The organism is Nitrospira tepida, from assembly GCF_947241125.1.
In the GTDB taxonomy this organism is placed as follows: Bacteria; Nitrospirota; Nitrospiria; order Nitrospirales; family Nitrospiraceae; genus Nitrospira_G; species Nitrospira_G tepida.
Window position 1 is genome coordinate 1,206,556 of record NZ_OX365700.1, and the last position, 21,931, is coordinate 1,228,486.

A 21,931-nucleotide genomic window follows, 5' to 3' on the forward strand; every position below is an offset into this window, starting at 1 on the left:
GATTCATGGATTGGGGAGCACTGATGTTTATCCTCGATCGCGGTTTCTTAATCCCCGGTTGACTTCTCTCGCCGAGACCGATAGAAAGTCTGTGTCCCTCCATCCCTCATCGAAGGAGCGAATCAGCATGAAGCCGGCCGACCGATCCCGCGCGCTTCGTTGGACCATGATGCTGGCGATCCTCGCGCTGACGGCGGGGAATCTGTCCTCCTGCGGAACCACCCCCACACCCTCAGTCCCTCCCACGCCGCTGCATTTTGTGCAGGCGCTTCAGTATGCGCAGCATGCCGCGCTCGCCTACGAACAGGAGGCGACGATTCAGCAGCGGAGCGGCGCAGGAGTGCGCATCACGATCAGTCCACCTCTCTCCTCCGGGATACGGGCCTATGTGGAGCAGGACGATGCCAACCGCGTGCAGTGGATCGTGGTCCGCGGCACGTCCAACCTCGTCAACATGCGATTGGATGTGGATTACAACAAGGTCGTGGACAGCCGGCTCCAGATCCCGCTGCACAAGGGATTCGCGGATTCCGCGCTGCAGGTCTACCAGTTCGCGAAGCCGCTGTTGAAAACGGACTATGAAACCCGCATCACCGGCCACAGCCTCGGCGGCGCCGCGGCGGTGATCGTTCTCATGTTGTTAAAGGAGGATGGAGCGAAGCTCGGACCGGCGATCACGTTCGGCCAGCCGAAGGTGACGAATCGCGAGGGGGCTCGCAAATATCGGACGCTGCCGTTGCTCCGGTTCGTGAACGACAAGGACCCGGTGCCCTTGTTGCCGCCCTTTGAGGTGTTTGCGGTCCTGGACGAAGGGCCCTTTCAGCACTTTGGTCCGGAAGTCGTCTTGGAGGATGGTCTCAGTTATCGCTATTACTCCGATCACCAGGCGCAACGCCTGTCCGTGCTCTCATTCTGGAATAATCTTAAGAACCTGAGCATTCAAGATGTGCCGGAACATTTCATGTCCACCTACCTCGCGCGCATCCAGCAGAAGCTTCCCGCCGCTCCTCCGAGCCGCTGAGGATCGCCCCCTATCACTATCAATCTTCGATTGAATCGTTGACCGAGTTTTGACTTATGGGGTGATGGCGCCCAGGGAGGCTATTCGCAGGGACTGGCTTCCACGTCGGCCAGGGTCTTCCCATAAGGGACGGTGAGCGTGACCGGCTTGCCGCAGCGGAAGGAAATGATTTTGGCCGGCGCGACCGGGGATGGTGGGACGACAGGAACCGCCTCGCTTTGGTCATACGCTTCAGGTTGAAGAAATACTTCCATCGCGAGCGGAGGAGCTGCATAGGGAGGCAGCACGAGCACCGTTCCATCAATCGTTTGCAACATGGCCGGGAATCCGCCTGCCGCCAATCTGGAGGCCCAGGCCTCTTGCAGATTCGGGGAGGTGGCGAACCGATAGGGGCCGAACGGGTTGCCGATCAGTTGCGTGGGGCTCTCCCTCATTCGGCTGTCATGCCGTTGAATGGCCGAGTCCCTCATCCGGCTGTCGAACCGTGCGACGGGGGAATCCATCAGGCTCGGCGTAGCGACCAGATCCCTGGTCTTCGCAACAGCCTGGTCAACAAGCCCCAAGTGAAGCGATCCCCACAGGACCGCCGCAAGGCCGAGTCGGGCAAGGGATGGATTGTAGAGAAACATAGGCTGGACCGTGGTGACTCCAATAGCCTACTCCATGCATGTGTGATGGGCAAGAGTCACCCTGTCCGATGGGCTCAGTCACCTTAAGCCAGCTCCGTCGTCACGCGGGCGGCGGACCAGGTTTCCAGTGCAACGCCAAGTCCTTGCGCAAGGGGGCGGCGTTGTGAGCGGTGGGATCAGGATCGGCCAATGCATTCCGGACCGCATACAGCAAGAGCCGGGCATCGACCGGTTTTGAGAGACAAGCAAAAGCCCCGTCTTCCGCGCTGACGGGCGGGTGGCTGTCGGCTGGGGAATGGAAGTCGTTGGAGAGGACAATCACCGGGGTCAGAGGATACTGGTCACGGCAGATCTTCAACAACTCTCTCCCGTTCATGTGCGGCATCCGCACATCCGTGAGAATGACGTCATAGCGCCGCCGTTTCAGTTCTGCCACCGCTTCCACCCCGTCGCCTGCTTCGGAGACGGTATAACCGGCGCTCATCAGGAGAAGAGAAATCACATGTCTCACGTCCCTGTTGTCATCGACGATCAGGACCCGCTTGCCGTGACCTTCCATGTCGGCCTCCTGCTTTAATCAGTCATTCATCGGCGAACCACTCCTTGCTTGATCTGGGCGAGGACCCTGACCGGGGTAGAAGCGTGCGAACCATGACTGACAGAAGGTCATGGTGTCCGGATCGATCGACGTATTCAGCAGAGTCTGCCTCGTTGATCCATCCAGCCGGAAATACCTTCTCGCGATCGGGTGATGGGTCGCGGCCAATGGAGCCTCATGACCGACAACGAAACGAAGGCGGCGCCGCGCCGGCATTCAGGACGGACGAGGCCTTTTCTGATCTGTCAGCGCTGCTCGGCAACCGGTCCGGACTGCGGGATGCGATCCGGACTCTGGAATCCCTGTTCTGAGAGCACGTCGGTTGGAGGGTAGGACGACGGGAGGCTGCTCCCGTTCCGGAGTTTTCTGGGTCGGCCGGATTTGAGTTCGGCCAATCGTGCCGGGTAACGGCGGCCGTTTCGCTGTTCCCATCGGCTGAGGAATTCATGAAGCGCGTCCTTGATCAATCCCGTCAAGGTCACGCCCGGGGTCCAGTACACGGTATTCCGCAATTGCTCCACCAGGTCCGCCGGGAGATTCAACGTCACGCGGCGGTAGCCCTTGGCCCCGATCGGCTCGGCGTGCTCGGCGGCGGGCGGCGGCAGCAAAGGGAGCGCCGATAACCGGCGATGAGGTCGGATCTCACGCAGTATGTCTTCCATAATCGATCCCTCCCTCAGGACCATGGGTCAGATCATGTGATGCAGGGCGAATGAACGGCCGTTACGCCCCTTGCATGCCGGCTTGCGACGCGATCAGCTCTTCGGCCTTCAGCCAGTCGTCCACGTCAAAGCCATCCGCCCGCCCTCGACGCTCGTACAGGTTATAGGCGAGCGCGGCGATACTGGCATGGAGGTGGTGAGGAGCTTGCGTGCCGTTGCCGTCCGCCGGCGCCGGACTGCTGGTCTCGACTGCCTGCTGGGTGGGCTGTGCTTGTTGATGGCCGTTTGCACCGGTGCGGTCCCCTGTCTTGCGTTTCCGTGACTGCGCCATGAATAGAGTCCTCCCTACTGAACCGTTGACTGTTCCATTATCGCCACGCTCCCGTCCCCCGGCCTGACGAGGCCGACCGGATGGGTGGACGAGCTGTCCAGTTTCGTTCTGAGCCAGCCCACCATCCGTGCCAGTTCAACCGGTTTCGGCAGCGACTCTTTGCCGCCGTCCCGGAAGAAGATATCCAGCCAGGTATTCTGGTTGGATTTGGTAATCGTGATGACGGGCACAGTGGGGCAGGCGCTCCGGACCAGCCTCAAGGCGTCGCCGCTGTGCGCGGGCCATTCCTGCCGGAGCGGATCGGAGCTCAGCAGGATGGCATCGGGCTGCATGTCGCCCAGTTCGTCGAGCACGGTCCCCAGGGACCTGACCAGGATCGGATGGTATCCGTTGGCGGCCAGCCAATCGGCCAGGGTCAGCCCAAATCGCAAATCAGGATCGACGATCAGCACGCGCGCTCTGCCGGTGCGGGGCATACGGGTCATGCTTGGCCTCCTTTCGTTCCTATGCTGGACAAGTGTCGATGTGGGTAGGTGGCGATCGGTCCCAGGCATATGACCCTCCTTGTTGCTTGCCGCGTGGGTTCTGAGGATCGTCGACGGGAAGGTCGAAGCGGCGACGGCTCCGGCAAGGCCGGGCACGGCGAATAACTGCCCCCCACACCGACTTCAGTGATGGCGCCATATGTACCGGGAAAGAGTTTCGGACATCATCGACATCTGCACAATTGCTGTGTCGACGTTTTGTCGATCGTCGCTGTCGACGATGATGCTACGGGTTTGTTCCGGGGGAGTTGGCAGGAACAGGGAAGGCGACGGAAGGCGACAACAGGACGCAAGACGCTTATGTGACGAGGCGGTTCACCAGGCGATTCTCGATGGCGTAATGGGTGAGCTCGGTGTTGTTCTTCAGTTGCATCTTTTCGAGGATGCGCGCCCGATAGGTATTGACGGTGCTGACGCTGACGGACAGATCGTCCGCGATCTCCTTCAAGCTTTTTCCTACGGCGATCAGGCACAGCACCTGGTACTCGCGGTCCGACAACTGCTCGTGGAGCGGTTTGTCCAATTCCGTTTCCAGGTTCGAGGCCAGGAGTTTCGGCCACCGCGGCGCTGACGAATTTCCCACTGCCGAGGATCTTGCGGATGGCCTGCACCAATTCGTTCGGCGCGCTGTCTTTCGACAGGTACCCGGTCGCGCCCGCCTTCAACATCCGGAGCGCGAGCTGATCTTCGGGGTAGGCGCTCAAGACCAACACGGGGAGTTTCGGGTGAAGCAGCTTGAGGTCTTTCAGAGCATCGAGGCCGCCCTTTCCTGGCATGCCCACGTCCAACACCACGATGTCCCACCGCTCCTTGCGCACCTGCCTGAACAGTTCCTCGGCGTTCGGGGCCTCTCCGATCACGGCATCGTGGAACTGTTCGCTGAGAATCTGCTTGACGCCGTGCCGAACCACCGCGTGATCGTCCACAACGAGAATCTTGGTCACGATCGGCTCCTCTTCTCGATCCCTTACACGACAGGCAGGGCAACTCCCCGTCCAGTGCATCATTCCGGCCGCCTCTCATCAAGGGGAATTCTCACCTTCACGGTCGTGCCCTTCCCCGGAGTCCCCTTGATCGTGGTCTCCCCGCCTAAGAGCAGGGCCCGTTCCCGCATCCCGACCAGGCCGAGCGATTTCGGGTTGGACAATTCGGCATCGGTGACGCCGCGTCCATTGTCGCGCACTTCGAGCACGAGAGCGCCGGCCTGTTCCTGGAGATTAATGTTAACGGCGGAGGCGCGCGCATGGCGGGCTACATTGGTCAGGATCTCTTGAAAGATCCGGAACATGGCTGTCGAGCCGGCTTGGGAGAGCGACACAGACCGCAGATAAATATCGAGGGTGCATTGAATCGCCGTACGCGACTGAAACTCCCGCGCCTGCCATTCGATGGCCGGGACGAGGCCGAGCTGATCCAGTACCACCGGGCGGAGTTCGGTCGCGATGCGCCGGACGGATTGGATCGTCGTATCGACGAGCGCGTAGATCGATTGCAGCGTGTCCACGAGAGATAGAGGGGCCTGCGGCAACTGATCGCGCAACCGCGACAGCTCGAGCTTCACGGCGGTCAGCGCTTGCCCCAGCTCGTCGTGAACCTCGCGGGCGATTCTGGTCCGCTCCTCCTCTTGAACGGATTCGAGCCGCGCAGTCAGATTTCTGAGGCGGTCTTGGGATTGCTGGAGCTGCTCCTCGGCGCGCCGGCGTTCCCATTGCTCATAGGCCAGGGCAATCAGATTCGACATGGCGACGGCGAACATCTGCTCATCATCCGTCCATCGCCGGGGCGGCCCGACCTGTTCATGGCAGATCACGCCTTCCAGCCGTCCGAAGAGATAGATCGGGACATCCATCATCGAGCTGATGCCGATCTTCGACAGGTAACCGGCCAATTCGGCGGTCCGTTCGTCCCGCTGGGCATCGTCCGCCGCGATGATATGGGAGGTGGCCAACGCTTGGAAATAGCTGGGACAGGACGCGACCTGGAGCGTGACTTCAGACAGATGCCGGTCCCGGCTCAGGATGTAGAGATCGACGCATTGAATGGCCGTCCGGTCGTCCGTATATCGCCACACGCTGATCCGCTCGACGGCGAGCGTCTTCGCCGCCACCTCGGTGATGTGCTGCAGCGTCGCCATCAGCGGCGAGCTCTGAAACAATCGGCTTTGGGTGAGGCCGATCAGGGCCGACTGCTGTTGGAGCAGGCGCGCCGCCCGTTGGCTCCGTTCCTCCTCCAGCCGCTTGCGCGCCGTACAATCGACAAAGTTCACCACCGCCCCGGTAATCTCTCCCTGTTCCAGGACCGGGAACGACGAATAGGAGACCGGAAACGAGGTTCCGTCCTTGCGCCAGAAGACTTCATCCTCGACCTGGCACCCTTGTCCGCTGATGAACGCCTCATAGATGCGACAGCGCGCGCGAGGCAATGCCGAACCGTCGGCGAACGAATGATGAATGAGTTGATGCATCTCCTGCCCTAGCACCTCACTCGCTTGGTACCCCAGCATTCGGGCCGCGGCTCTGTTGATGAAGGTGCAGCGGCCCTGCCGGTCCATCCCGTAGATGCCTTCCCCGGTAGATTCCAGGAGCAGGAGGCGGTCCTTCGCCAACTTCTGCCGCTCTTCTTCCTCCCGCTTGCGGTCGGTGATGTCGGTTGCGATGCCGCACAGGGCGTAGCACCGGCCCTGCGCGTCGAACAGCGGGAATTTCACGACCAGGAATGTCTGAGGGCCGTCCGGATGAGCCGCCGCCTCCTCGAACTCCATCGGGGCGCCGGCCTCGAGCACCCGCCGGTCGTTGGCACGATACGCGGCGGCCTGTGCGGGAGGAAAGACGTCCTCGTCTGTTTTGCCGAGCAATGATCCGTTTGGAAGATGGATGAGGGTCTCGAGCCGGCGGTTGACCTGCAGGTAGCGGCCCTCGAGATCCTTGATGAAGATCAGGGCCGGGCTGTGGTCCATGATCGTTCTGAATCGTTCTTCGGTTTCACACAGCGCCTCTTCCATCCGCTTGGCGACCGTGATGTCGCGGAAGACGGCGACGCCGCCATTGATCCGCCCGTTCTCGTCCCGCAACGGCCTCGCGTTGACGCTGAGCCAGATGCCCTCGGCCTGATCCGGCCGGCGGAGAAACACCAGGACATTGGCGACGGATTCCCCACGAACCGCTCGGGCGAGGGGCAAGTCATCGGGCGGGTAGAGCGTCGTCTTATCTGGCAAGAAGAGTCCGTAATGGTCCGACCACTGGCCGATTCCGACATTGGCCGGACCGGCGCCCACAATGCGTTCGGCTGCCGGGTTCCAGACTTGGAACATTCCCGCTTGATCGGCCATGACCACCCCGTCGGCCATGCTGTCCAGCACCGACTGAAGAAGGCGGGATTTCTCCCGCAGTTCGCTCTCCAGCCGTTTGCGTTCAATCGCATATCGCAGGGCGCGGGTCAACAGCGGGGCGGTGACCTGTCCTTTCACGAGATAGTCTTGGGCTCCGGCTTGGATTAATTGGAGGCCCAGCTCTTCGTCGTCCAGGCTGGTCATCACAACGATGGGGATCCCGTTCGAGGCCGCAAGCACCCGGGCCAGGGTTTCGGTCCCGTGACTGTCCGGCAAGGAGAGGTCCAACAGGATGACGTCGATCCCGGTTTGGCTCAGTTCGGTGAGGGCGCTTGCCAGCCGGTCGGCATGGATGAGCTTGAATCGACCGGCGCCTGCCTCCGACAGGAGCTCCCGCAAGAGGCGCGCATCCCCCGCGTTGTCCTCGACCAGGAGAATGTGTGTGAGGCCGCCGCTCCTCACCTGGTTCAGCCTCTCCCGTTGACCGGCAGGACGACGATGCCGAGCCAAAAGTCCTCGATGGATCGGACCACCTTGACGAACTGCTCCAAATCGACCGGCTTCGTAATAAAACAGTTCGCGTGAAGGTTGTAACTCTTGTACACATCTTGTTCATCTTGAGAGGTGGTCAGCACGACGACCGGAATGCGCCTCAACGTGGGGTCGGCCTTGATATCGGCGAGCACCTCGCGCCCGTCTTTCTTGGGCAGATTCAAGTCCAAGAGAATGAGGTGAGGGCGCGGCGCCTTGGCATACTGGCCCTGACGGTGAAGAAAGGCCAGGGCTTCGGCACCGTCCTTGAGCACCGTCAGGTTGTTGATCACCTTCGCTTCTTTCAGGGCCTCCATCGTAAGGCGGACATCGCCGGGGTTATCCTCGACCAAGAGAATTTCAATTGGAGTCACCTGCTCTGGAACGACCATGGTATTGCTCCTTTGCTGTTACGATCCGGGATGACTCAACTCGGTCAGGTACGCGGCGTCCGGGGCATTGGCCGCGCCTCGGGGTTTGCGGACTTCCCGTGGTGAACGGGGATCGTGAAATAGAACGTGGCTCCCTTGCCCAACTCTGATTCCACCCAAATGCGCCCGCCGTGGCGCTCGACGATCTTCTTGCAGATGGCAAGGCCGATGCCGGTTCCCGGGTATTCCGCCCGGTTGTGCAGCCGCTGGAAGATGACGAAGATCCGGTCCGCGAATTGTGGCTCAAGTCCGATGCCGTTGTCACGAACGGAAACCAGCCAGGCGCTGTCGGCGGATTTGGCGGACACATGGACCCGCGGCGGCTGATTCTCTCCGAATTTGATGGCGTTGCTCAGGAGATTCTGGAAGAGCTGCACCAACTGCCGTTCATCGCCCGTCACGACCGGGAGTTCCTGATGGGTTACGACCGCGCCGCTCTCCTCGATGGCCTTTTTCAGGTTGTCCAGCGCATACATCAGCACGGCTTCCAGCGAGACGGCTTCGAAGTCACGGCCTCTGGTGCTGACCCGGGAATAGGCCAGGAGATCGTGAATGAGCCGCTGCATGCGGGTGGCGCCGTCCACCGCATAGGCGATGAACTCGTCTGCGTCGGCATCAAGCTTGCCTTTGTACCGCTTCGCCAAAAGCTGCGTGTAGCTGCTCACCATCCGGAGGGGCTCCTGCAAGTCATGCGAGGCCACATAGGCGAACTGCTGCAATTCCGCATTGGATCGGCCGAGTTCCGCCACGGACTCCTCCAACTCGCGCCGCGTCTTCAGGAGATCGTTCCGCTCGCGCCCCAGTCTCCAGGACACCCAGATGCCGAATCCGGTCAGCGGGAGGGTGATCAGCAGGCCGATCCCTCCCACCCGCCAGATCAATCGATCGATGGGGGCATAGATCTCGTCGTGGTCCAGGCGGAACAGGACCGTCCAGTTGAATCCGCCGAAGTTGCGATACCCTCTGGTTCTCGCATAGCCGGTCACGACGGAGGTTCCCCGGCGATGGTGGAGTTCTTCCACATACCCGGGCCGGTCCCGGTCGGCGGCGGCCCTGGCTTGCGAGAGCAACTCCACCTTGATCGGACTCTCCGTTGCGCCCGTCGGTCCGGTTTTCTCGCTGATGATCGTGCCGTCCCGAGCGAGCAGCAGCCAATCGTAGGCGCCTTCTCCATAGCGCAGCCGGCCCTCCTGCTCGAACACGGTTCGCAGATTCTCGACCGGGACTCGGGTGATCACCATCCCGCGAAACTCTCCCCGCGCCCCATAGAGCGGCGCGGAGAATCCCACAACCAAGGTCCCGGGGGAATCGGGCGAATCATGCACGTCTTCCATGTGAACCATGCCGGTCCGCCGTACCCCGTCAAACGTGTCGGGGATCGAGCCGGCGGCGCTCTGCGGGGAAAACGGGGCGGTCGCCGCAATGAGGCGGCCCCGCTCATCGGTGACCCCCAGCCAGGAGTAATACCAATAGAGGTGTTTGTAGTGCAGGAGCCTCGCGGTCTTGTCGGCCGGCGTCCCCTCCCGGAGGATGCCGTCGTTGGCGAACAACTGGATATCGCCGAAGCGCTCAAACAGCACCCGGTCGAGCGTGTCCGCGACCGCGGCCGCGTTCTGCGCCAGCTCGCTGCCCCGTTCAGCCACCATGATGGTGCGCAAGGAGGACAGGGCATAGAGCCCCAACCCCACCGCGACCGCGAAACAGACCAACAGGGCAAGCGGAAGAAGCGTGGTCGTCCAGCGCGTTCGGTCCGTGGTCGATGCGGCCGTCACAGTCGAAGATTGTCTGTCGCTTGCCATAAGAGTCCGGCCCGCATCATCTATCGGAAACTGGAACCGCAAATCATAGCCGGTTCGCGGGGCAAGGTCCATGCGGCAAAGTTCATATGGCAAGGTCCATTGCGCGCCGATGTATCGAAGCCGACTCTCGCAGTAGAATGGAATCCGAGCGTGGAGACAGGTGAGGGGGAGACGGTTGCTCCACGTCAGGACGGCGCCGCGATCACCGGAGGACCAAGTGAATACCGATGAGATTCGGGAAACAGTGAAAAAGGAATATGGACAAGCCGCGCTGCGGGTCAAAGAGGGGGGAAGCTCCTGCTGCGGTCCTCGACTCGATCCAGCCAAGCTCGATCCCATCACGTCCAACCTCTACGGCGCGCATGAAACCGATGGATTGCCCACGGAAGCCTTGGCGGCCTCGCTCGGCTGCGGGAATCCAACCGCGCTGGCCGAACTGCATCCGGGAGAAACGGTGCTCGATCTGGGATCGGGAGGCGGCATCGACGTGTTGCTGTCGGCCAAACGGGTCGGACCGAGCGGCAAGGTCTATGGCATCGACATGACCGACGAAATGCTGGCCCTGGCGCGGGAGAACCAGGCCAAGGCCGGGGTCGCCAATGTGGAGTTTCTCAAGGGCGAGATCGAAGCGATCCCGCTGCCGGACCAGTCGGTGGATGTGATCATCTCGAACTGCGTCATCAACCTGTCCGGCGAGAAGGAACGGGTGCTGGCGGAGGCCTTCCGAGTGCTTCGACCGGGAGGCCGGTTGGCCGTGTCCGACATCGTCGTGCGGGGGGCCGTGCCGGCGGAGATCAAGAAGAGCATGGAACTCTGGGCCGGCTGCGTCGCCGGCGCCTTGGAAGAGAGCGAGTACCGGCGCCTGCTTGCAAAGGCCGGTTTTCAGGATATCACGATCGAGCCCACGCGGATCTACCGCGCGGAGGACGCCAGGGAGTTCCTGGCCGGGATGGAGGCGGATGTCGCGCGCATCGCCGCCGCCGTGGACGGTACATTCATGAGCGCCTTCGTGCGGGCGGAGAAGCCGGCGGATTCTGCAAGAGCATGACAAAGGATGTCTGTGAGCTTCACAAGAAAAGACTCCCGCCCGCTTTGTTTTCCTCGCTGCTATCCCTCACACGCAATAGACCTGCCCGTATCAAAAATGTAAACTGGGTCGGTTCCTCATTCGACACCGCGAGGCGTTACCTGATGGCCGTTGTTGTTGGCGTTCTCCTTGCTATTGCGATCGCAGCACTTGCCAAGTTCACACGCTTCGATGAAGACCGCAGCTTCTATGCCACTGTTCTCGTCGTCATCGCGTCATATTATGTGCTGTTCGCAGTTTTAGACGGTTCAAGTCACGTGTTGGTCTGGGAACTGGTAATAGCCATCGCGTTTTCAATGGTAGCGATAATCGGGGCTCTCTTTCTTCCCACGCTAGTGGGGACTGGGATCATTGCACACGGTCTCTTTGATCTTGTGCATGATGTTATCATTGAGAACTCTGGCGTCCCGACCTGGTGGCCCAGCTTTTGCGGGAGCTTGGATGTATTGTTGGGGCTGTGGGTGATTACCTCTCTCCGTTCACGACTCACGTGTTCAATGCGCTAGAATTGAAAGTGCCCCCACTTGCGCTCGTATTCCTGTTCAGCGTTCTGATGTGGCTCGCCTCTGCCTATTCTGCGTTCACCATCGCACTGCCATGGCGCTCGGTGTTCGCCCTTATTTTGTGCGCCCTGGGGTTCGCGATCGTTTCGGTGGGCGTCTCGGCGTTCCGCCGGGCGAAAACCACTGTCAATCCGCTCACACCGGAGGCGACCACGACCATGGTGACCTCGGGCATCTACCGCTTCACCCGTAACCCGATGTACCTCGGCTTCCTCTTGGTTCTTGCGGGGTGGGCGATGTATCTCTCCAATTTACTGGCATTCGCACTCCTTCCCCTGTTCGTGTGGTATATGAATCGATTTCAAATCGTACCTGAGGAACGAGCCTTGTGCGCCAAATTCTCGCATGCATTCACGTCGTACAAGTGTTCTGTTCGCCGATGGTTATGATCGCGGTCCGGGAGAGCCGACATATTCTTTCTCCACTGCCAGACTCGGGAATGAAGAAGGGAATGAAATCATAGGACCGGCCCAGAACAAAGGCTAGAGTGAAAGGCGAACGCAAGGGCACCTGGGCGGTGAAAGTCAGCGGCAATTGGCGTCTGACCTTCCGATTCACCGATGGCGATGGCGACATTGTAGATTATGAGGATTACCATTGAGGAGGTGAGTCTATGGGCATGCACAACCCGGCCCATCCGGGAGAGATTCTCAAGGAGTTGGTGATCGACCCATTGGGCTTGTCCGTCACCGATGCGGCCCACCATCTCGGAGTGAGCCGCAAGACCCTGTCCAAGGTACTGAACGGGCGCGGTACGGTGACGCCGGAGATGGCGTTACGGCTTGAAATGACGTTCGGGAAACCCGATGCGGCGCATTGGCTCAGGCTACAGAATGCCTATGACCTTTGGCAGATGCGACAGCATTCCCGCAGGATTCAAGTCTCGCCTATTACGGCTCATGCCGTTTAGTCGGCCGTGACATCATCCTCGGCCACTGTGAATGATTCAGCGTCGCCTTGCCGGTCACGTTCGAGCTCTGTTGCTCTCTCGCAGATTCTGTCGAACATCACGCTCGGGGATGGAGTTCCCCAAATCAAACCGCCGATAGCGGGGCTGCTGACTCCTCCGCTACAGATGGCTGTAGCCATGGAGTGGTCACGAATGTCGTGATCCCCGCCACCAGGCGGTTTTGTTGTTTCGGCTGAAGAGGGAAAAGATGCTCTGTGGCTTCGTTTGCTTATCTTGCAACCATCCATCTATGCGGCATGCCCTACTGTGGGCCTTGGAGTGTCGCGGCCCTTATCGGTGTTCACGGAGCCGGTAGGATCGGTGCTCTTACCGATACACATCCTTCCGGAGGCCGATCCGAAGGATAAGAACAACGGACGGCGATTTCTGAATTTCATAGACGATCCGGAAGCGCCCCACGCGCCAGCGGTACAGCCCTTTGAACTCACCCGTCAACGCCTTGCCCTGGTACGGACTTGGAGCCAACTCTTTATGTATGGCCTCCAGCAGCCGTTCCTGGTCAAGCTGTGGAAGATCCTGAAGGTCCTTGAGGACTGTTTTCTTGAAGCGTAGTTCAAATGCCAAGCGCCTTCCTCACTTGCGCCAGGGTGAGAATGTCATCGTCCCTATCGGCGCGGCGAGCCAAGGCGATCTGATAATCCTCGTACTCCTGAAGGTAGAGCTCAAGCGCCTTCTTAATGAAGTAGCTCTTAGGGCGTTCGCTCTCCTTCGCGAGCCTCCGCAGTTTCCGATCCGTTTGTTCATCGAGCCTCAACGTTAAGACTGCCATAGGTGACCTCCTCATAGATGCTTGTGTAGTCTATGTATTACACAAGCATCACGTCAAGGTGCCGGACTTACTGCTGTACGAGCCGAGGCTTCTTCCAGCCGCAGGATTCATGTCTCGCGCATTACGGCCCATGCCATGGACAGTGCCGCGATGAGATTTCTCGTCTACGGTGAGTAGTGCGCGTCGTCTTGCCCCTCGCATTCGATCTCTGGTACGCTCTCGACATCACGCAGTTGGGGATGGAGTCCCCCAGATCAAACCGCCGATGGCCGGGCTGATGACTCCTACGGTACAGATGGCTGTAGCCATGGAGTGGTCACGAATGTCGTGATCCCCGCCACCAGGCGGTTTTGTGGTTTCTTCGGCCGGAACGGAGGACTCCTGCATGGACCCCATCTTTGCGACCGCTGCGCTCTGGCTGGCCCTCGCCGTTGTTTCTGCTCTGATCGCCGCCCACCTTCGCCTCTCCATCGCGCTGATCGAGATCTGTCTGGGCGTGGCGGTCGCCGCCCTCGCCGGCTGGCTTCCTATCGAGCATGTCCTGGCCGCCGACTCGGACTGGATCAGGTTTCTTGCTTCCTCCGGGGCGGTCGTGCTCACGTTTCTGGCCGGCGCGGAACTCGATCCTCAGGTCATGCGGACCAAGCTCCAGGAAGTGGGCATGGTCGGACTGATCGGTTTTCTGGCGCCGTTTCTGGGCTGCGCCGCGGTGGCCTTCTCTGTCCTCGGGTGGGATGCCAAGGCGAGTTGGCTCTGCGGCGTGGCTCTCTCCACGACCTCCATGGCGGTGGTCTATGCCGTGCTGTTGGAAACGGGGTTCAACCGGACGGAATTCGGGAAGGGCCTGCTCGGGTCCTGCTTCGTCAACGATCTCGGAACGGTCGTTGCGCTCGGCGTCCTCTTTGCGCCCTTTACCTACAAGACCCTGATCTTTCTCGCGGGCAGCGCGGTCGCGATCTCCTCCTTGCCCAGACTGACGACCTGGTTGACCCGTCACTATGCCAACCGGACGGCGGCGATCCGGACGAAATGGGTGATGGTCGTGCTCTTTGGCCTCGGCGCCTTGGCCCTCTGGTCCGGAAGCGAAGCCGTGCTGCCGGCCTATCTGGCCGGGATGGTTCTCGCCGGGAGCGCCGCGCGCGATACCCATTGGATTCGCCGGCTCCGGACCTTGACGGTCGGTTTCCTCACGCCGTTTTATTTCATCCGGGCGGGAACGTTGGTGTCGCTGCCTGCGCTGCTGGCTGCGCCTTTGATCTTGATGGTGCTCTTGGTCGCGAAGGTCGTCTCCAAGATCTTCGGCCTCTATCCGGTCATCAGCCTGTTTCGGCGGGAACGCAATGAACGCTGGTACTACACGTTGTTGATGTCCACCGGCCTGACCTTCGGGACGATCTCGGCCATCTATGGCTTGGCGCACGAGATCGTGACGCAGGAGCAATATTCCTATCTCGTGGCGGCGGTGATCGCGAGCGCGGTCGTTCCCACCGTGATCGCCGGGGCGGCCTTTGTGCCGACGCATCTGCTGCCGGAGGGATCACACCTGGGCAAACCTGCGAGACGGATCAACGGGCCAAGCGAGGAGGGATAGGAGGCTGCCGTCAATGGTCAATCGTCAATCGACAGACGTCAATCGACAGACTTCAACCGTCATGCGTCAAACGGATTGGGAGAGAACGTTATGCCGAGCCTCGGCGTTCTTGCGGATGACGAATGACGAATGACGGGCTGGTTCGGAGTCACGGCGCCGCGGTAGGTGTGATCCGGCCCCGCATGAGTACCAACCATAGGAGGCCCATTGCTCCGACCGCCGCCGCCGCTCCAAACGCCACGGTGGCTCGTTGCGCTTCCAACAGGTAGCCGACCGAGAGGCTCGACAACATATCGCCGACCGCATTGGCGCAGGCCAGCAGGCCGAACCCCAAGCTCCGCATCGCGCGGGGCAGCAGCTCGGCGGCCACCGCCTTCTCCAACGTTTCCTCCACCGCGATGTAGCAGCCGGATAGCAGTATCACGGCCAGAATCCCACCGGTCGATCCGCCGGCAAGGGCCAGCAGCAGGTTGGTGACGACGCCGAGTCCGTAACCCCAAAGTAGAATCTGGAGCTTGGACCCTCGGTCTCCCAGGTGGCCGACCGGATAGGCCACCGCGGCGCTCACGAGGTTGTGCAGCGCATAGAGGAGCACGGCCGTGGAAAGGGTCATGCCCGAATGCATCGCCGCTCCCGGCGCCACCGGGCCGTCAAAGTGTTGGGCCGCGACCCAAATGAGGAATGTCCGGGAGAAGTCTCCCAGGCCGAACAGCGACACGCCCGCGAGCAAGATCCAGAACGAACGGGGAAAGGCCGACAGGCCCGGTCGATGGCTTGGCTGGCGCGTGGTTGCCGAAGATCCCCGATGTCGTTCCTTCGTGAGGAAGAAGAGGGATGCCGCAGCCAACAGCCCGGGAACCACGGTCCAGAGAATGACCGTGCGGAATTCACTCCCGCCCCAAATCAGCAGCGCGGCGGTCAAGGGGCCGAGCACCGCCCCGAGCATGTCACCGGCCCGTTCCAATCCATAGGCCCGTCCATAGTGAGTGGGCTCGACGGCGTCTGCGAGCAGATCATCCCGCAGCGGTCCGCGAAAGCCACGGCCGATCCAGGCCAAACTGCGAAGGCCGACCAGCGCGCTGACGCCCGCGGCGAGTCCCATGGCTGCGGTCGCCAAGGCGGTGATGAGATAGCCGAGCGAGGCCAGGGGGCGCTTGTAATCCGTGTGGTGCCCGACGACCCCGCCGGCCAGTTTGGAAAGGCTGACCAGAAAATCGGCGAGGCCCTCCATCAGGCCGAGCGCGGCCGGCCCCAGCCCTAATGTGGCCAGGTAGAGCGGGAGGACCGCCGTGCACATTTCATGGCTGACATCGGAGAAGAACGTCGCGAGGACGATCCCGAGCACCGACCGGTTGATCCACGAGGCAGCGAGCATGGCGGTCACAGCGGAGCGGGTGAACGGAACGGCGCGCCGTGACAGCCGGCGCCGGGAGCGGAGACTCTACCCGATCAAGAGAGGAAATTCGAGGCGCGGGGGCCGGGAGGCTGCGTGAAGATGGTCGTCATTCGTTAAGCGTCGGTCATCCATCGTAAGAACATCGAGACTCTGCGAGCGTTGTCGCTTTCTTATCGTTTGACGATTGACGCCTGTCGATTGACGGCTGAGTAGGGGGCTAGAGGGGATGCGGAAGCCCATCTGAAATTCGTTCGGCAGATATCCGCCGCCGTTCATGTTGCCCAGGATGTGTTTTTGCTGGAGTGTCGGGTCCTGGCCGAGCATCCGATCCCGTTCGGTGGCATAGCCGCCTCCGAATCCGGCGCCGAGATAGGGGATCAATGTGTGGTCGCCGACGTGGATCTCTCCGGTGATGGTCGGTGGTTCGCGCAACAACCTGGTGGACTGATCCGGAAGGGGAGCGGAGACCGTCGGGCCGGGAATACGGTCAGGAGTCCCTCGCTGGAGGGTAGAGAGACTTGGGGGCGAGCCCTCCAGACGGCGCTCGATCTCGCCGGCCGATGCAGCGGCGCCCGCAGACACGAGCGCCGCCAAGGCCAAACCCCTTGCCATCAGCCCAATAGACCGTTGCCCGGACATTCCCTAGTCCCGTTTTCTCTCTGAGGATTGTAATTGAGGCTCTCCGACCCTCAGGGTACCAGGCAACAACTTCTTCCCACCCGCCAAGGCCGTCTCCGCGCGGACGTTGTAGTGGACGACCGTGGGCGCCTTGAAGCAGAGAGATACCGTCTCATTGGGGTGTATGTTCACCGCTTCGGTGACCAGACCCATCCAATTCCGGAAGCCGCGCTGACAACTAAGTTTGTCCGATGTCAGATTGGGAATATCGATGCTGACATCCTGCTTTCTCAGGTTAATCCAGCGGATTTCGTCCCCTGGTTGAACCATCAGGGTCTCGGACGACAGCTCATCTTCAACCTTGACGTCGTGGATCACCGCGGTCCTCGTCGTGCGGGGCAACATGCAACCAACAAGACTCAATACAGCAGCGACGATGAGTATCTTCGGCCATACGCGGGGTTCCATGGTGAGCCCTCCTCTGCGTCGTGGAATGCCGTGCTGCGCAAGCACCATGCGATAGCATAATAAAGCAAAAAAATGCCGTAAGGAATGACGGGGAGAACAGGCTCGATGGCATGAAAGAGGACTGTCTCCTTCATGCGACGGTCTGTGTCCTTCATGGCCCACATGTCTCGCAAATGAAACGATGTAACAGCCTGGCTCACGAGCTATGGCGGTACAGAAGCCGCGGTCATGGCGCGGACGGATTTGGATAAGCGAAAAACAAAAGGGGGCACGGCGTTGCCGCCGCCCCCCTTTCCTTGAATGAACCGAACAGGCCGTCTGCGATGGCCGACGGCCTGACGTCAAGCGAGCTTACTTGCCGCTCTCGTCCTTCTTCTCGTCGAACAGCTTGCCGCCCTCGTTCTTCTGCTCATCCGAGAGCTTGCCACCTTCGTTCTTCTGCTCATCGAAGAGCTTCCCGCCCTCGTTCTTCTTCTCTTCGGAGAACTTGCCACCCTCGTTCTTCTCCTCGCCGTAGAACGCGAAGGAGCCGGTGGTGAAGCTCAACAACGCCGCAAAGGCCAGCAATCCAGCAAACTTCTTCATGATGGAACCTCCCTACGAGTAAATGTGAAGTGATTGATGATTGAGAAACGACTCAGAGTATGAGCCGCGCCCGACGCAGGCTTTCGTTCCGGCGCCGCCCACCCCATCCTCTAGCATCTTCACGAGTATCAAAAGGGGGAGGTCCCCTCCAATAGACAAATCTCCGGTCAGGGGCCGCAAAAAATCCAGTTGCTTTGTCTTGGGAAAACATCCCACAATAGCCTGCCGCCCGGTCTGATCTTCCCTACCGTCGCGTTTCTATACCTGTTTGTGGCGGCTTGGCTTCAGATCTCTTTCTCCTTCCGGCTTGACCGAGGCCTGCGGGAGAAGGAACATGCGCCTCGCGTCAAGCGAAGGACGAGGGACATATGAATGCCGTGCAGGAAGCGAATTCGGGACTGAGTCTCCTGATCACCTCTTCCGAAGAGTTCGACCGCGCCATGGTCGAGGCCTTGCCGGAGCTGCTGGACCGGGCCACCCAGCACACGAAACGATTTCTCAAGGAAACCGGCCAATGGGTGAACGACACGACCCATGAGAAATTGGCCCTTCGCTGGGGCTATGAGTTGGTTGAGCGGTTCATTGTGTGCGGGCGGGCAGAAGTGCCCTGCCGGCCCCTGTTCTTGCTGGAGAGTCAAATCGCGAAGTATTTCAGCCAGCCGCAGCCGCTCTGCTATCACCCCGATCTGCTGTCGCCGCTGGGCCGATTTTTGGATGGACTGGCCTCGCGGGCGGTGGTCAGCCGGGATGCCCTGATGGCGCTGTTCTATCATGTGTACGGATTGCGCCAGGGACAGGTGGTCCGGCTGCTCGGGTTCGGATCGGCCGAGAGCCAGCGGGTCTATAAGAATTTTGAACGGTGGCGGCAAACCGGCTGGCAGCGGACTTTGGAAGAAGTCGGGTTGGACGAAAGCGACCTGACCGAGATCGAGGAAAACAAGCGGCGCGATCCGGAGGCCTTTAACCTGGAGGGCCGGCGATTGCTCAGGATCCTTCAAGCCCATTATCGGAAGAGCGAACCCGATCATTATCCCTGCCTCTCGCGGGAGCGCTGGCAGGAACTGTTCCGACAGGATTTCGGGCATGATTATCGCGTGTGGCACCTGGCGTTTTGCCATGAATGTTTGGCGGAAGTGGGTCGAATGCGGTATGACACCGTGGACAGCACGACACAGATCGCGATGGATTTACAGATTCGCCCGTTACACAAGACCGGTGTAATCGGAGTGCTGATGGGAACACGGGGAGGGCATGGTCATCATGGAACAGGACGCATATCTCAACGCGTATCGACAACGACTGCTTGAATCGCTTCACGAGCTTCCGAAGCGCCGTCGTGAGGAACGCCCCGATGCGCTTCAGGTGTTTGTGAACCATGAGTGCGTGGGCAGCCTCAACTGCCGCAGCAGCGATCCGACGTTTGCGTTTGCCAGCCGGGAGCGGAGCATCCACTCGTTCGAGGTGCGGACCGAAACCGGCATGTTGCTGGGCGGGCTTTCCGCGCCCGAACTCGGGCTCAAGTCGCAGCGGCTGGCCTGGCCGGGCTACAGCCTGGATGTCACCATCCATAACCGGCTGGAGGGCGGGTCGTTACGCGTGGCTTACGCGGCCGCGCCGGCCTGGTGGAGCAGGCTCGGGCGCGCGGCGAGCAGCGTGCTGCCGGCGACCGGACCGGCCGTGGGCGCGCCGGCTTTCGGCCTGCGGGCCATGTTGGTGGCGCAAGTCGTGCTGCTGGCGGCGGTGACGTTCTTGATCGGAGATCGGCTCTTCGACCGCATGCAGCAGACGGAACAGACGATCGGCGCGGTCCAGCGGGCGCAACAGGACTTGGCTTCCGCCGTGCAGGCCCAGGCGCAGGACGCGATCAACCGCCTGGAAGCGAAGGTGAACCAGGTCCTGCAGGCGCAGGCGTCCTCCGCGGCGGTCGCCGAGGGGAATCAAAAGGCCATCTCGATCGTGCAGCGCGCGATGGATGAGCTGTCGCAACAACAGCGGCTGATGGGCACGCAAGTGGTGTCGGTGCAACATATGGAGGAGCATCAGGAGCGCGTGGCCCGGCAGGCCAATCTGGAAGTGGAGCGGATGGCCAGGGTTATGATGAGCCAGATGCAAACCGACCGGGAGGAATTGCGCGACGAGCTGCACAGTCTCTCGTTGGCCAACGAACACCTCGCCAAGCAGGTGAGCTCGCTGGAGAAGAAGAATCAGGATCTGGTGAACCGGCTGAAGACGGCGGGGGTGGATGTCTCGTCCCGCGTCAAGGATACGGGGGATGCCGGGCCGATGCTGGCCAAGGAGAAGGAACGGACGGAATCGGTGCCGTCCCAGACGCAGATGGCCGAGGCCCGTCCGGACGGGTCCCCGTTGAAGTTCTTCGTGTCGTTCCACGACGGGACATCCGAAGAGAGCATCGATCGCTGGCTCCAGGAGATCCAGGCGCGGAAGGGCGATCTGGATTCCGGATGGTATACGGTTGAGCTGGCTCAACCGACGCAACAGCCGGCCGATCGGTTTCTCGAATCGATCAAGACCGCCAAGATCATCAAAGCCGTCGCGAAAAGCCGCAGCCGCCTTCCTGCCCGCTAGGGTCGGATTTCGGCGCACGAGCGACGAGAATCCGGCGGGCGCCGGTCCGGCGCCCGCCGACATCCGTTCCACGGGATCAGCACCGCATCGGCGCCGGTGCGTGTCAGGCCCTCACGCAGCGGCGTCGCCATTACCCGTACAGATCGCGCGACCGCCCGGGTTGAAAGGAGCCCTCGTGTCGGACTTTTTCCAAAACGGCGTCGTGACCGTGTTGCACCGGCTCGGTCAGGATAATCTGCCTCAGCTTGAGGCGGACCTGCGAGCCTACGCCGAAACCAATCCGATCGCGCTGGTGCTGCCCTCCCTGTTCGCCGAATTGTCTCGTCCCGCGCTCCGGCAGATCGTTGCGACGCTCCGGGACGTCACTTACCTGAACGAGATCGTGATCTCGCTGGACAAGGCTTCGCCGCTCGAATTTCGGTACGCCAAGGAATATTTTTCCGTCCTGCCGCAGCGGGTCCGCCTGATCTGGAACGACGGCCCCGGCATTCAGGACATTCTGCGCCGGCTCGAATCCTGCGCCATCGACATCGGGTTGGCGGGCAAGGGGCGGGGTTGTTGGATGGCGTTCGGCTACGTGCTGGCCAGGGGGCGGAGCCGGGTCCTGGCGTTGCACGACTGCGACATTCTCAGCTACACGCGCCATTATCTCGCCCGCCTCTGTTATCCCATCGCGAACCCCAACATGGGCTATGAGTTCTGCAAGGGCTACTACAGCCGCATCACCGACCGGCTGCACGGCCGCGTGACGCGGCTCTTCTTCACTCCGCTGGTTCGGAGCCTGCAGAAGCTGGCGGGGCCGCAGCCGCTTCTGACCTTCCTGGACAGTTTCCGGTATCCCCTTGCCGGCGAGTTTGCCATGGTGAAGGATCTGGCTTGGATCAACCGAATTCCCGGCGATTGGGGGTTGGAAGTCGGCGTGCTGTCGGAGATCCACCGGAATTGCGCCTTGCGGCGGGTTTGCCAGGTGGATATCGCCGATACCTACGAACACAAGCACCAGGACCTGTCGGGGGGCGATCCCAACGCCGGATTGCTGAAGATGTGCGTGGACATCACGAAGGCGCTGTTCCGCAACCTCGCCAGCGAAGGGCTGGTCCTGTCCGACGGCGTCCTCAAAACCCTACAGGCCACGTACCTCCAGGGGGCGCAAGAGGCCATCGGGCGCTATGAACATGACGCCGCAATCAACAGCTTACGGTTCGACCGGCACGAAGAACGGAAGGCGGTCGAGGTCTTTCTCCATGGCATGAAGCTGGCTACGGAATCCTTTCAGAACGATCCGCTCGGGGTGCCGATGATCTCGAACTGGAGCCGGGTCGCCGCGGCCGTCCCGGACGTGTTCAGCCGGCTGATCGACGTCGTCGAGAACGACCACCAGTGGGATCCGACCGCCGCCATGGCCTCCGTTTCATAGCCGGGT

25 protein-coding genes, 1 pseudogene and 2 riboswitches are annotated in these 21,931 nt (G+C 61.1%); of the genes and pseudogenes, 10 read left to right on the forward strand and 16 right to left on the reverse strand.

Translation table 11 applies throughout. The features are described 5' to 3' along the window. Positions 1 to 127: 127 nt before the first annotated feature. The gene (locus QWI75_RS05655; RefSeq protein ID WP_289267720.1) at positions 128 to 1,021 is read left to right on the forward strand and encodes a lipase family protein; all 894 of its coding nucleotides are present in this window, start codon (positions 128 to 130) and stop codon (positions 1,019 to 1,021) included. Between the two features lie 80 nt (positions 1,022 to 1,101). Here the strand turns inward: QWI75_RS05655 and QWI75_RS05660 are convergent, their stop codons facing one another. From QWI75_RS05660 to QWI75_RS05705, 10 genes and pseudogenes are all read right to left on the reverse strand, one after another. Further along, on the reverse strand, positions 1,102 to 1,650 hold the full coding sequence (locus tag QWI75_RS05660) for a hypothetical protein (RefSeq protein WP_289267721.1): 549 nt from the start codon (positions 1,648 to 1,650) through the stop codon (positions 1,102 to 1,104). 100 nt (positions 1,651 to 1,750) lie between these two features. Next, on the reverse strand, positions 1,751 to 2,209 hold the full coding sequence (locus QWI75_RS05665; protein WP_289267722.1) for a response regulator: 459 nt from the start codon (positions 2,207 to 2,209) through the stop codon (positions 1,751 to 1,753). Positions 2,210 to 2,493: 284 nt separating this feature from the next. Continuing rightward, the gene (locus QWI75_RS05670; RefSeq protein ID WP_289267723.1) at positions 2,494 to 2,910 is read right to left on the reverse strand and encodes a hypothetical protein; all 417 of its coding nucleotides are present in this window, start codon (positions 2,908 to 2,910) and stop codon (positions 2,494 to 2,496) included. Positions 2,911 to 2,971: 61 nt separating this feature from the next. Further along, a complete protein-coding gene (locus tag QWI75_RS05675; protein WP_289267724.1) occupies positions 2,972 to 3,241 on the reverse strand; it encodes a DUF2934 domain-containing protein in 270 nt (89 codons plus the stop codon). A 14-nt stretch (positions 3,242 to 3,255) separates the two neighbouring features. Next, a complete protein-coding gene (locus QWI75_RS05680; protein WP_289267725.1) occupies positions 3,256 to 3,726 on the reverse strand; it encodes a DNA-binding transcriptional response regulator in 471 nt (156 codons plus the stop codon). A 358-nt stretch (positions 3,727 to 4,084) separates the two neighbouring features. Continuing rightward, on the reverse strand, positions 4,085 to 4,369 hold the full coding sequence (locus QWI75_RS05685) for a response regulator transcription factor (protein ID WP_289267726.1): 285 nt from the start codon (positions 4,367 to 4,369) through the stop codon (positions 4,085 to 4,087). A 73-nt stretch (positions 4,370 to 4,442) separates the two neighbouring features. Further along, positions 4,443 to 4,793: pseudogene (locus tag QWI75_RS05690) on the reverse strand (response regulator); the annotation flags it as partial. Next, the gene (locus QWI75_RS05695; RefSeq protein WP_289267727.1) at positions 4,790 to 7,576 is read right to left on the reverse strand and encodes a PAS domain S-box protein; all 2,787 of its coding nucleotides are present in this window, start codon (positions 7,574 to 7,576) and stop codon (positions 4,790 to 4,792) included. The pseudogene QWI75_RS05690 and the gene QWI75_RS05695, both read right to left, overlap by 4 nt. A 5-nt stretch (positions 7,577 to 7,581) precedes the next feature. After that, positions 7,582 to 8,037 carry a response regulator gene (locus QWI75_RS05700; RefSeq protein WP_289267728.1) on the reverse strand — a complete coding sequence of 152 codons (456 nt, stop codon included), beginning with the start codon at positions 8,035 to 8,037 and terminating at the stop codon, positions 7,582 to 7,584. A gap of 44 nt (positions 8,038 to 8,081) precedes the next feature. After that, positions 8,082 to 9,875 carry a sensor histidine kinase gene (locus tag QWI75_RS05705; protein ID WP_289267729.1) on the reverse strand — a complete coding sequence of 598 codons (1,794 nt, stop codon included), beginning with the start codon at positions 9,873 to 9,875 and terminating at the stop codon, positions 8,082 to 8,084. Between the two features lie 217 nt (positions 9,876 to 10,092). Here QWI75_RS05705 and QWI75_RS05710 point away from each other — a divergent pair, with 217 nt between their 5' ends. The 5 genes from QWI75_RS05710 to QWI75_RS05730 all read left to right on the forward strand — a co-directional run bounded on the left by QWI75_RS05710 (position 10,093) and on the right by QWI75_RS05730 (position 12,435). Then, positions 10,093 to 10,923, forward strand: coding sequence for an arsenite methyltransferase (locus QWI75_RS05710; protein WP_289267730.1), 831 nt, complete (start codon positions 10,093 to 10,095; stop codon positions 10,921 to 10,923). After that, entirely contained in the window at positions 10,920 to 11,468 is a 549-nt protein-coding gene (locus tag QWI75_RS05715; RefSeq protein ID WP_289267731.1) for a DUF6010 family protein, read from the forward strand. The genes QWI75_RS05710 and QWI75_RS05715 overlap by 4 nt, the downstream gene beginning before the upstream one ends. Further along, complete coding sequence (locus QWI75_RS05720; protein ID WP_289267732.1) at positions 11,453 to 11,914, forward strand: methyltransferase family protein; 462 nt, start codon at positions 11,453 to 11,455, stop codon at positions 11,912 to 11,914. Before QWI75_RS05715 ends, QWI75_RS05720 begins: the two co-directional genes overlap by 16 nt. Positions 11,915 to 12,012: 98 nt before the next feature. Then, positions 12,013 to 12,126: a type II toxin-antitoxin system RelE/ParE family toxin gene (locus tag QWI75_RS05725; protein ID WP_289267733.1), complete on the forward strand. Its 114-nt coding sequence runs from the start codon at positions 12,013 to 12,015 to the stop codon at positions 12,124 to 12,126. A gap of 12 nt (positions 12,127 to 12,138) precedes the next feature. Further along, on the forward strand, positions 12,139 to 12,435 hold the full coding sequence (locus QWI75_RS05730) for a HigA family addiction module antitoxin (protein WP_289267734.1): 297 nt from the start codon (positions 12,139 to 12,141) through the stop codon (positions 12,433 to 12,435). 96 nt (positions 12,436 to 12,531) lie between these two features. Continuing rightward, positions 12,532 to 12,599, forward strand: a riboswitch (Fluoride riboswitch). Positions 12,600 to 12,801: 202 nt separating this feature from the next. Here QWI75_RS05730 and QWI75_RS05735 read toward each other — a convergent pair. Then, positions 12,802 to 13,059: a type II toxin-antitoxin system RelE family toxin gene (locus tag QWI75_RS05735; RefSeq protein WP_289267735.1), complete on the reverse strand. Its 258-nt coding sequence runs from the start codon at positions 13,057 to 13,059 to the stop codon at positions 12,802 to 12,804. Next, complete coding sequence (locus QWI75_RS05740; RefSeq protein ID WP_289267736.1) at positions 13,049 to 13,264, reverse strand: ribbon-helix-helix protein, CopG family; 216 nt, start codon at positions 13,262 to 13,264, stop codon at positions 13,049 to 13,051. The genes QWI75_RS05735 and QWI75_RS05740 overlap by 11 nt, the downstream gene beginning before the upstream one ends. Positions 13,265 to 13,490: 226 nt before the next feature. Continuing rightward, positions 13,491 to 13,558: riboswitch (Fluoride riboswitch) on the forward strand. Positions 13,559 to 13,649: 91 nt separating this feature from the next. Here QWI75_RS05740 and QWI75_RS05745 point away from each other — a divergent pair. After that, positions 13,650 to 14,855, forward strand: a complete 1,206-nt coding sequence (locus tag QWI75_RS05745; protein ID WP_289267737.1) for a cation:proton antiporter — start codon at positions 13,650 to 13,652, stop codon at positions 14,853 to 14,855. A gap of 148 nt (positions 14,856 to 15,003) precedes the next feature. On the opposite strand, the gene QWI75_RS05750 is transcribed toward QWI75_RS05745, so the two are convergent. From QWI75_RS05750 to QWI75_RS05765, 4 genes are all read right to left on the reverse strand, one after another. Then, positions 15,004 to 16,230 carry an MFS transporter gene (locus QWI75_RS05750; protein ID WP_289267738.1) on the reverse strand — a complete coding sequence of 409 codons (1,227 nt, stop codon included), beginning with the start codon at positions 16,228 to 16,230 and terminating at the stop codon, positions 15,004 to 15,006. Between the two features lie 66 nt (positions 16,231 to 16,296). Continuing rightward, positions 16,297 to 16,863: a hypothetical protein gene (locus tag QWI75_RS05755; RefSeq protein ID WP_289267739.1), complete on the reverse strand. Its 567-nt coding sequence runs from the start codon at positions 16,861 to 16,863 to the stop codon at positions 16,297 to 16,299. 30 nt (positions 16,864 to 16,893) lie between these two features. Further along, positions 16,894 to 17,337, reverse strand: a complete 444-nt coding sequence (locus tag QWI75_RS05760; RefSeq protein WP_289267740.1) for a hypothetical protein — start codon at positions 17,335 to 17,337, stop codon at positions 16,894 to 16,896. A 351-nt stretch (positions 17,338 to 17,688) separates the two neighbouring features. Beyond that, the gene (locus QWI75_RS05765) at positions 17,689 to 17,922 is read right to left on the reverse strand and encodes a hypothetical protein (RefSeq protein ID WP_289267741.1); all 234 of its coding nucleotides are present in this window, start codon (positions 17,920 to 17,922) and stop codon (positions 17,689 to 17,691) included. Positions 17,923 to 18,290: 368 nt separating this feature from the next. Between QWI75_RS05765 and QWI75_RS05770 the strand changes: the two genes are divergently transcribed. The 3 genes from QWI75_RS05770 (at position 18,291) to QWI75_RS05780 (ending at position 21,925) form a co-directional block, all read left to right on the forward strand. Continuing rightward, on the forward strand, positions 18,291 to 19,229 hold the full coding sequence (locus QWI75_RS05770) for a hypothetical protein (protein ID WP_289267742.1): 939 nt from the start codon (positions 18,291 to 18,293) through the stop codon (positions 19,227 to 19,229). Further along, positions 19,183 to 20,508: a hypothetical protein gene (locus QWI75_RS05775; RefSeq protein WP_289267743.1), complete on the forward strand. Its 1,326-nt coding sequence runs from the start codon at positions 19,183 to 19,185 to the stop codon at positions 20,506 to 20,508. The genes QWI75_RS05770 and QWI75_RS05775 overlap by 47 nt, the downstream gene beginning before the upstream one ends. A gap of 175 nt (positions 20,509 to 20,683) precedes the next feature. Next, a complete protein-coding gene (locus QWI75_RS05780; RefSeq protein WP_289267744.1) occupies positions 20,684 to 21,925 on the forward strand; it encodes a glycosyltransferase family protein in 1,242 nt (413 codons plus the stop codon). Positions 21,926 to 21,931: the final 6 nt, after the last annotated feature.

Excerpts from the sequence above, each read along its gene's own strand:
- QWI75_RS05675 (WP_289267724.1), bottom strand. The coding sequence starts at position 3,241 with ATGGCGCAGTCACGGAAACGCAAGACAGGGGACCGCACCGGTGCAAAC.
- QWI75_RS05775 (WP_289267743.1), top strand. The coding sequence starts at position 19,183 with ATGGAACAGGACGCATATCTCAACGCGTATCGACAACGACTGCTTGAA.
- QWI75_RS05660 (WP_289267721.1), bottom strand. The coding sequence starts at position 1,650 with ATGTTTCTCTACAATCCATCCCTTGCCCGACTCGGCCTTGCGGCGGTC.
- QWI75_RS05760 (WP_289267740.1), bottom strand. The coding sequence starts at position 17,337 with ATGGAACCCCGCGTATGGCCGAAGATACTCATCGTCGCTGCTGTATTG.
- QWI75_RS05665 (WP_289267722.1), bottom strand. The coding sequence starts at position 2,209 with ATGGAAGGTCACGGCAAGCGGGTCCTGATCGTCGATGACAACAGGGAC.
- QWI75_RS05705 (WP_289267729.1), bottom strand. The coding sequence starts at position 9,875 with ATGGCAAGCGACAGACAATCTTCGACTGTGACGGCCGCATCGACCACG.
- QWI75_RS05765 (WP_289267741.1), bottom strand. The coding sequence starts at position 17,922 with ATGAAGAAGTTTGCTGGATTGCTGGCCTTTGCGGCGTTGTTGAGCTTC.
- QWI75_RS05770 (WP_289267742.1), top strand. The coding sequence starts at position 18,291 with ATGAATGCCGTGCAGGAAGCGAATTCGGGACTGAGTCTCCTGATCACC.
- QWI75_RS05740 (WP_289267736.1), bottom strand. The coding sequence starts at position 13,264 with ATGGCAGTCTTAACGTTGAGGCTCGATGAACAAACGGATCGGAAACTG.
- QWI75_RS05715 (WP_289267731.1), top strand. The coding sequence starts at position 10,920 with ATGACAAAGGATGTCTGTGAGCTTCACAAGAAAAGACTCCCGCCCGCT.
- QWI75_RS05670 (WP_289267723.1), bottom strand. The coding sequence starts at position 2,910 with ATGGAAGACATACTGCGTGAGATCCGACCTCATCGCCGGTTATCGGCG.
- QWI75_RS05750 (WP_289267738.1), bottom strand. The coding sequence starts at position 16,230 with ATGCTCGCTGCCTCGTGGATCAACCGGTCGGTGCTCGGGATCGTCCTC.
- QWI75_RS05730 (WP_289267734.1), top strand. The coding sequence starts at position 12,139 with ATGGGCATGCACAACCCGGCCCATCCGGGAGAGATTCTCAAGGAGTTG.
- QWI75_RS05680 (WP_289267725.1), bottom strand. The coding sequence starts at position 3,726 with ATGACCCGTATGCCCCGCACCGGCAGAGCGCGCGTGCTGATCGTCGAT.
- QWI75_RS05700 (WP_289267728.1), bottom strand. The coding sequence starts at position 8,037 with ATGGTCGTTCCAGAGCAGGTGACTCCAATTGAAATTCTCTTGGTCGAG.
- QWI75_RS05745 (WP_289267737.1), top strand. The coding sequence starts at position 13,650 with ATGGACCCCATCTTTGCGACCGCTGCGCTCTGGCTGGCCCTCGCCGTT.
- QWI75_RS05755 (WP_289267739.1), bottom strand. The coding sequence starts at position 16,863 with ATGGCAAGGGGTTTGGCCTTGGCGGCGCTCGTGTCTGCGGGCGCCGCT.
- QWI75_RS05655 (WP_289267720.1), top strand. The coding sequence starts at position 128 with ATGAAGCCGGCCGACCGATCCCGCGCGCTTCGTTGGACCATGATGCTG.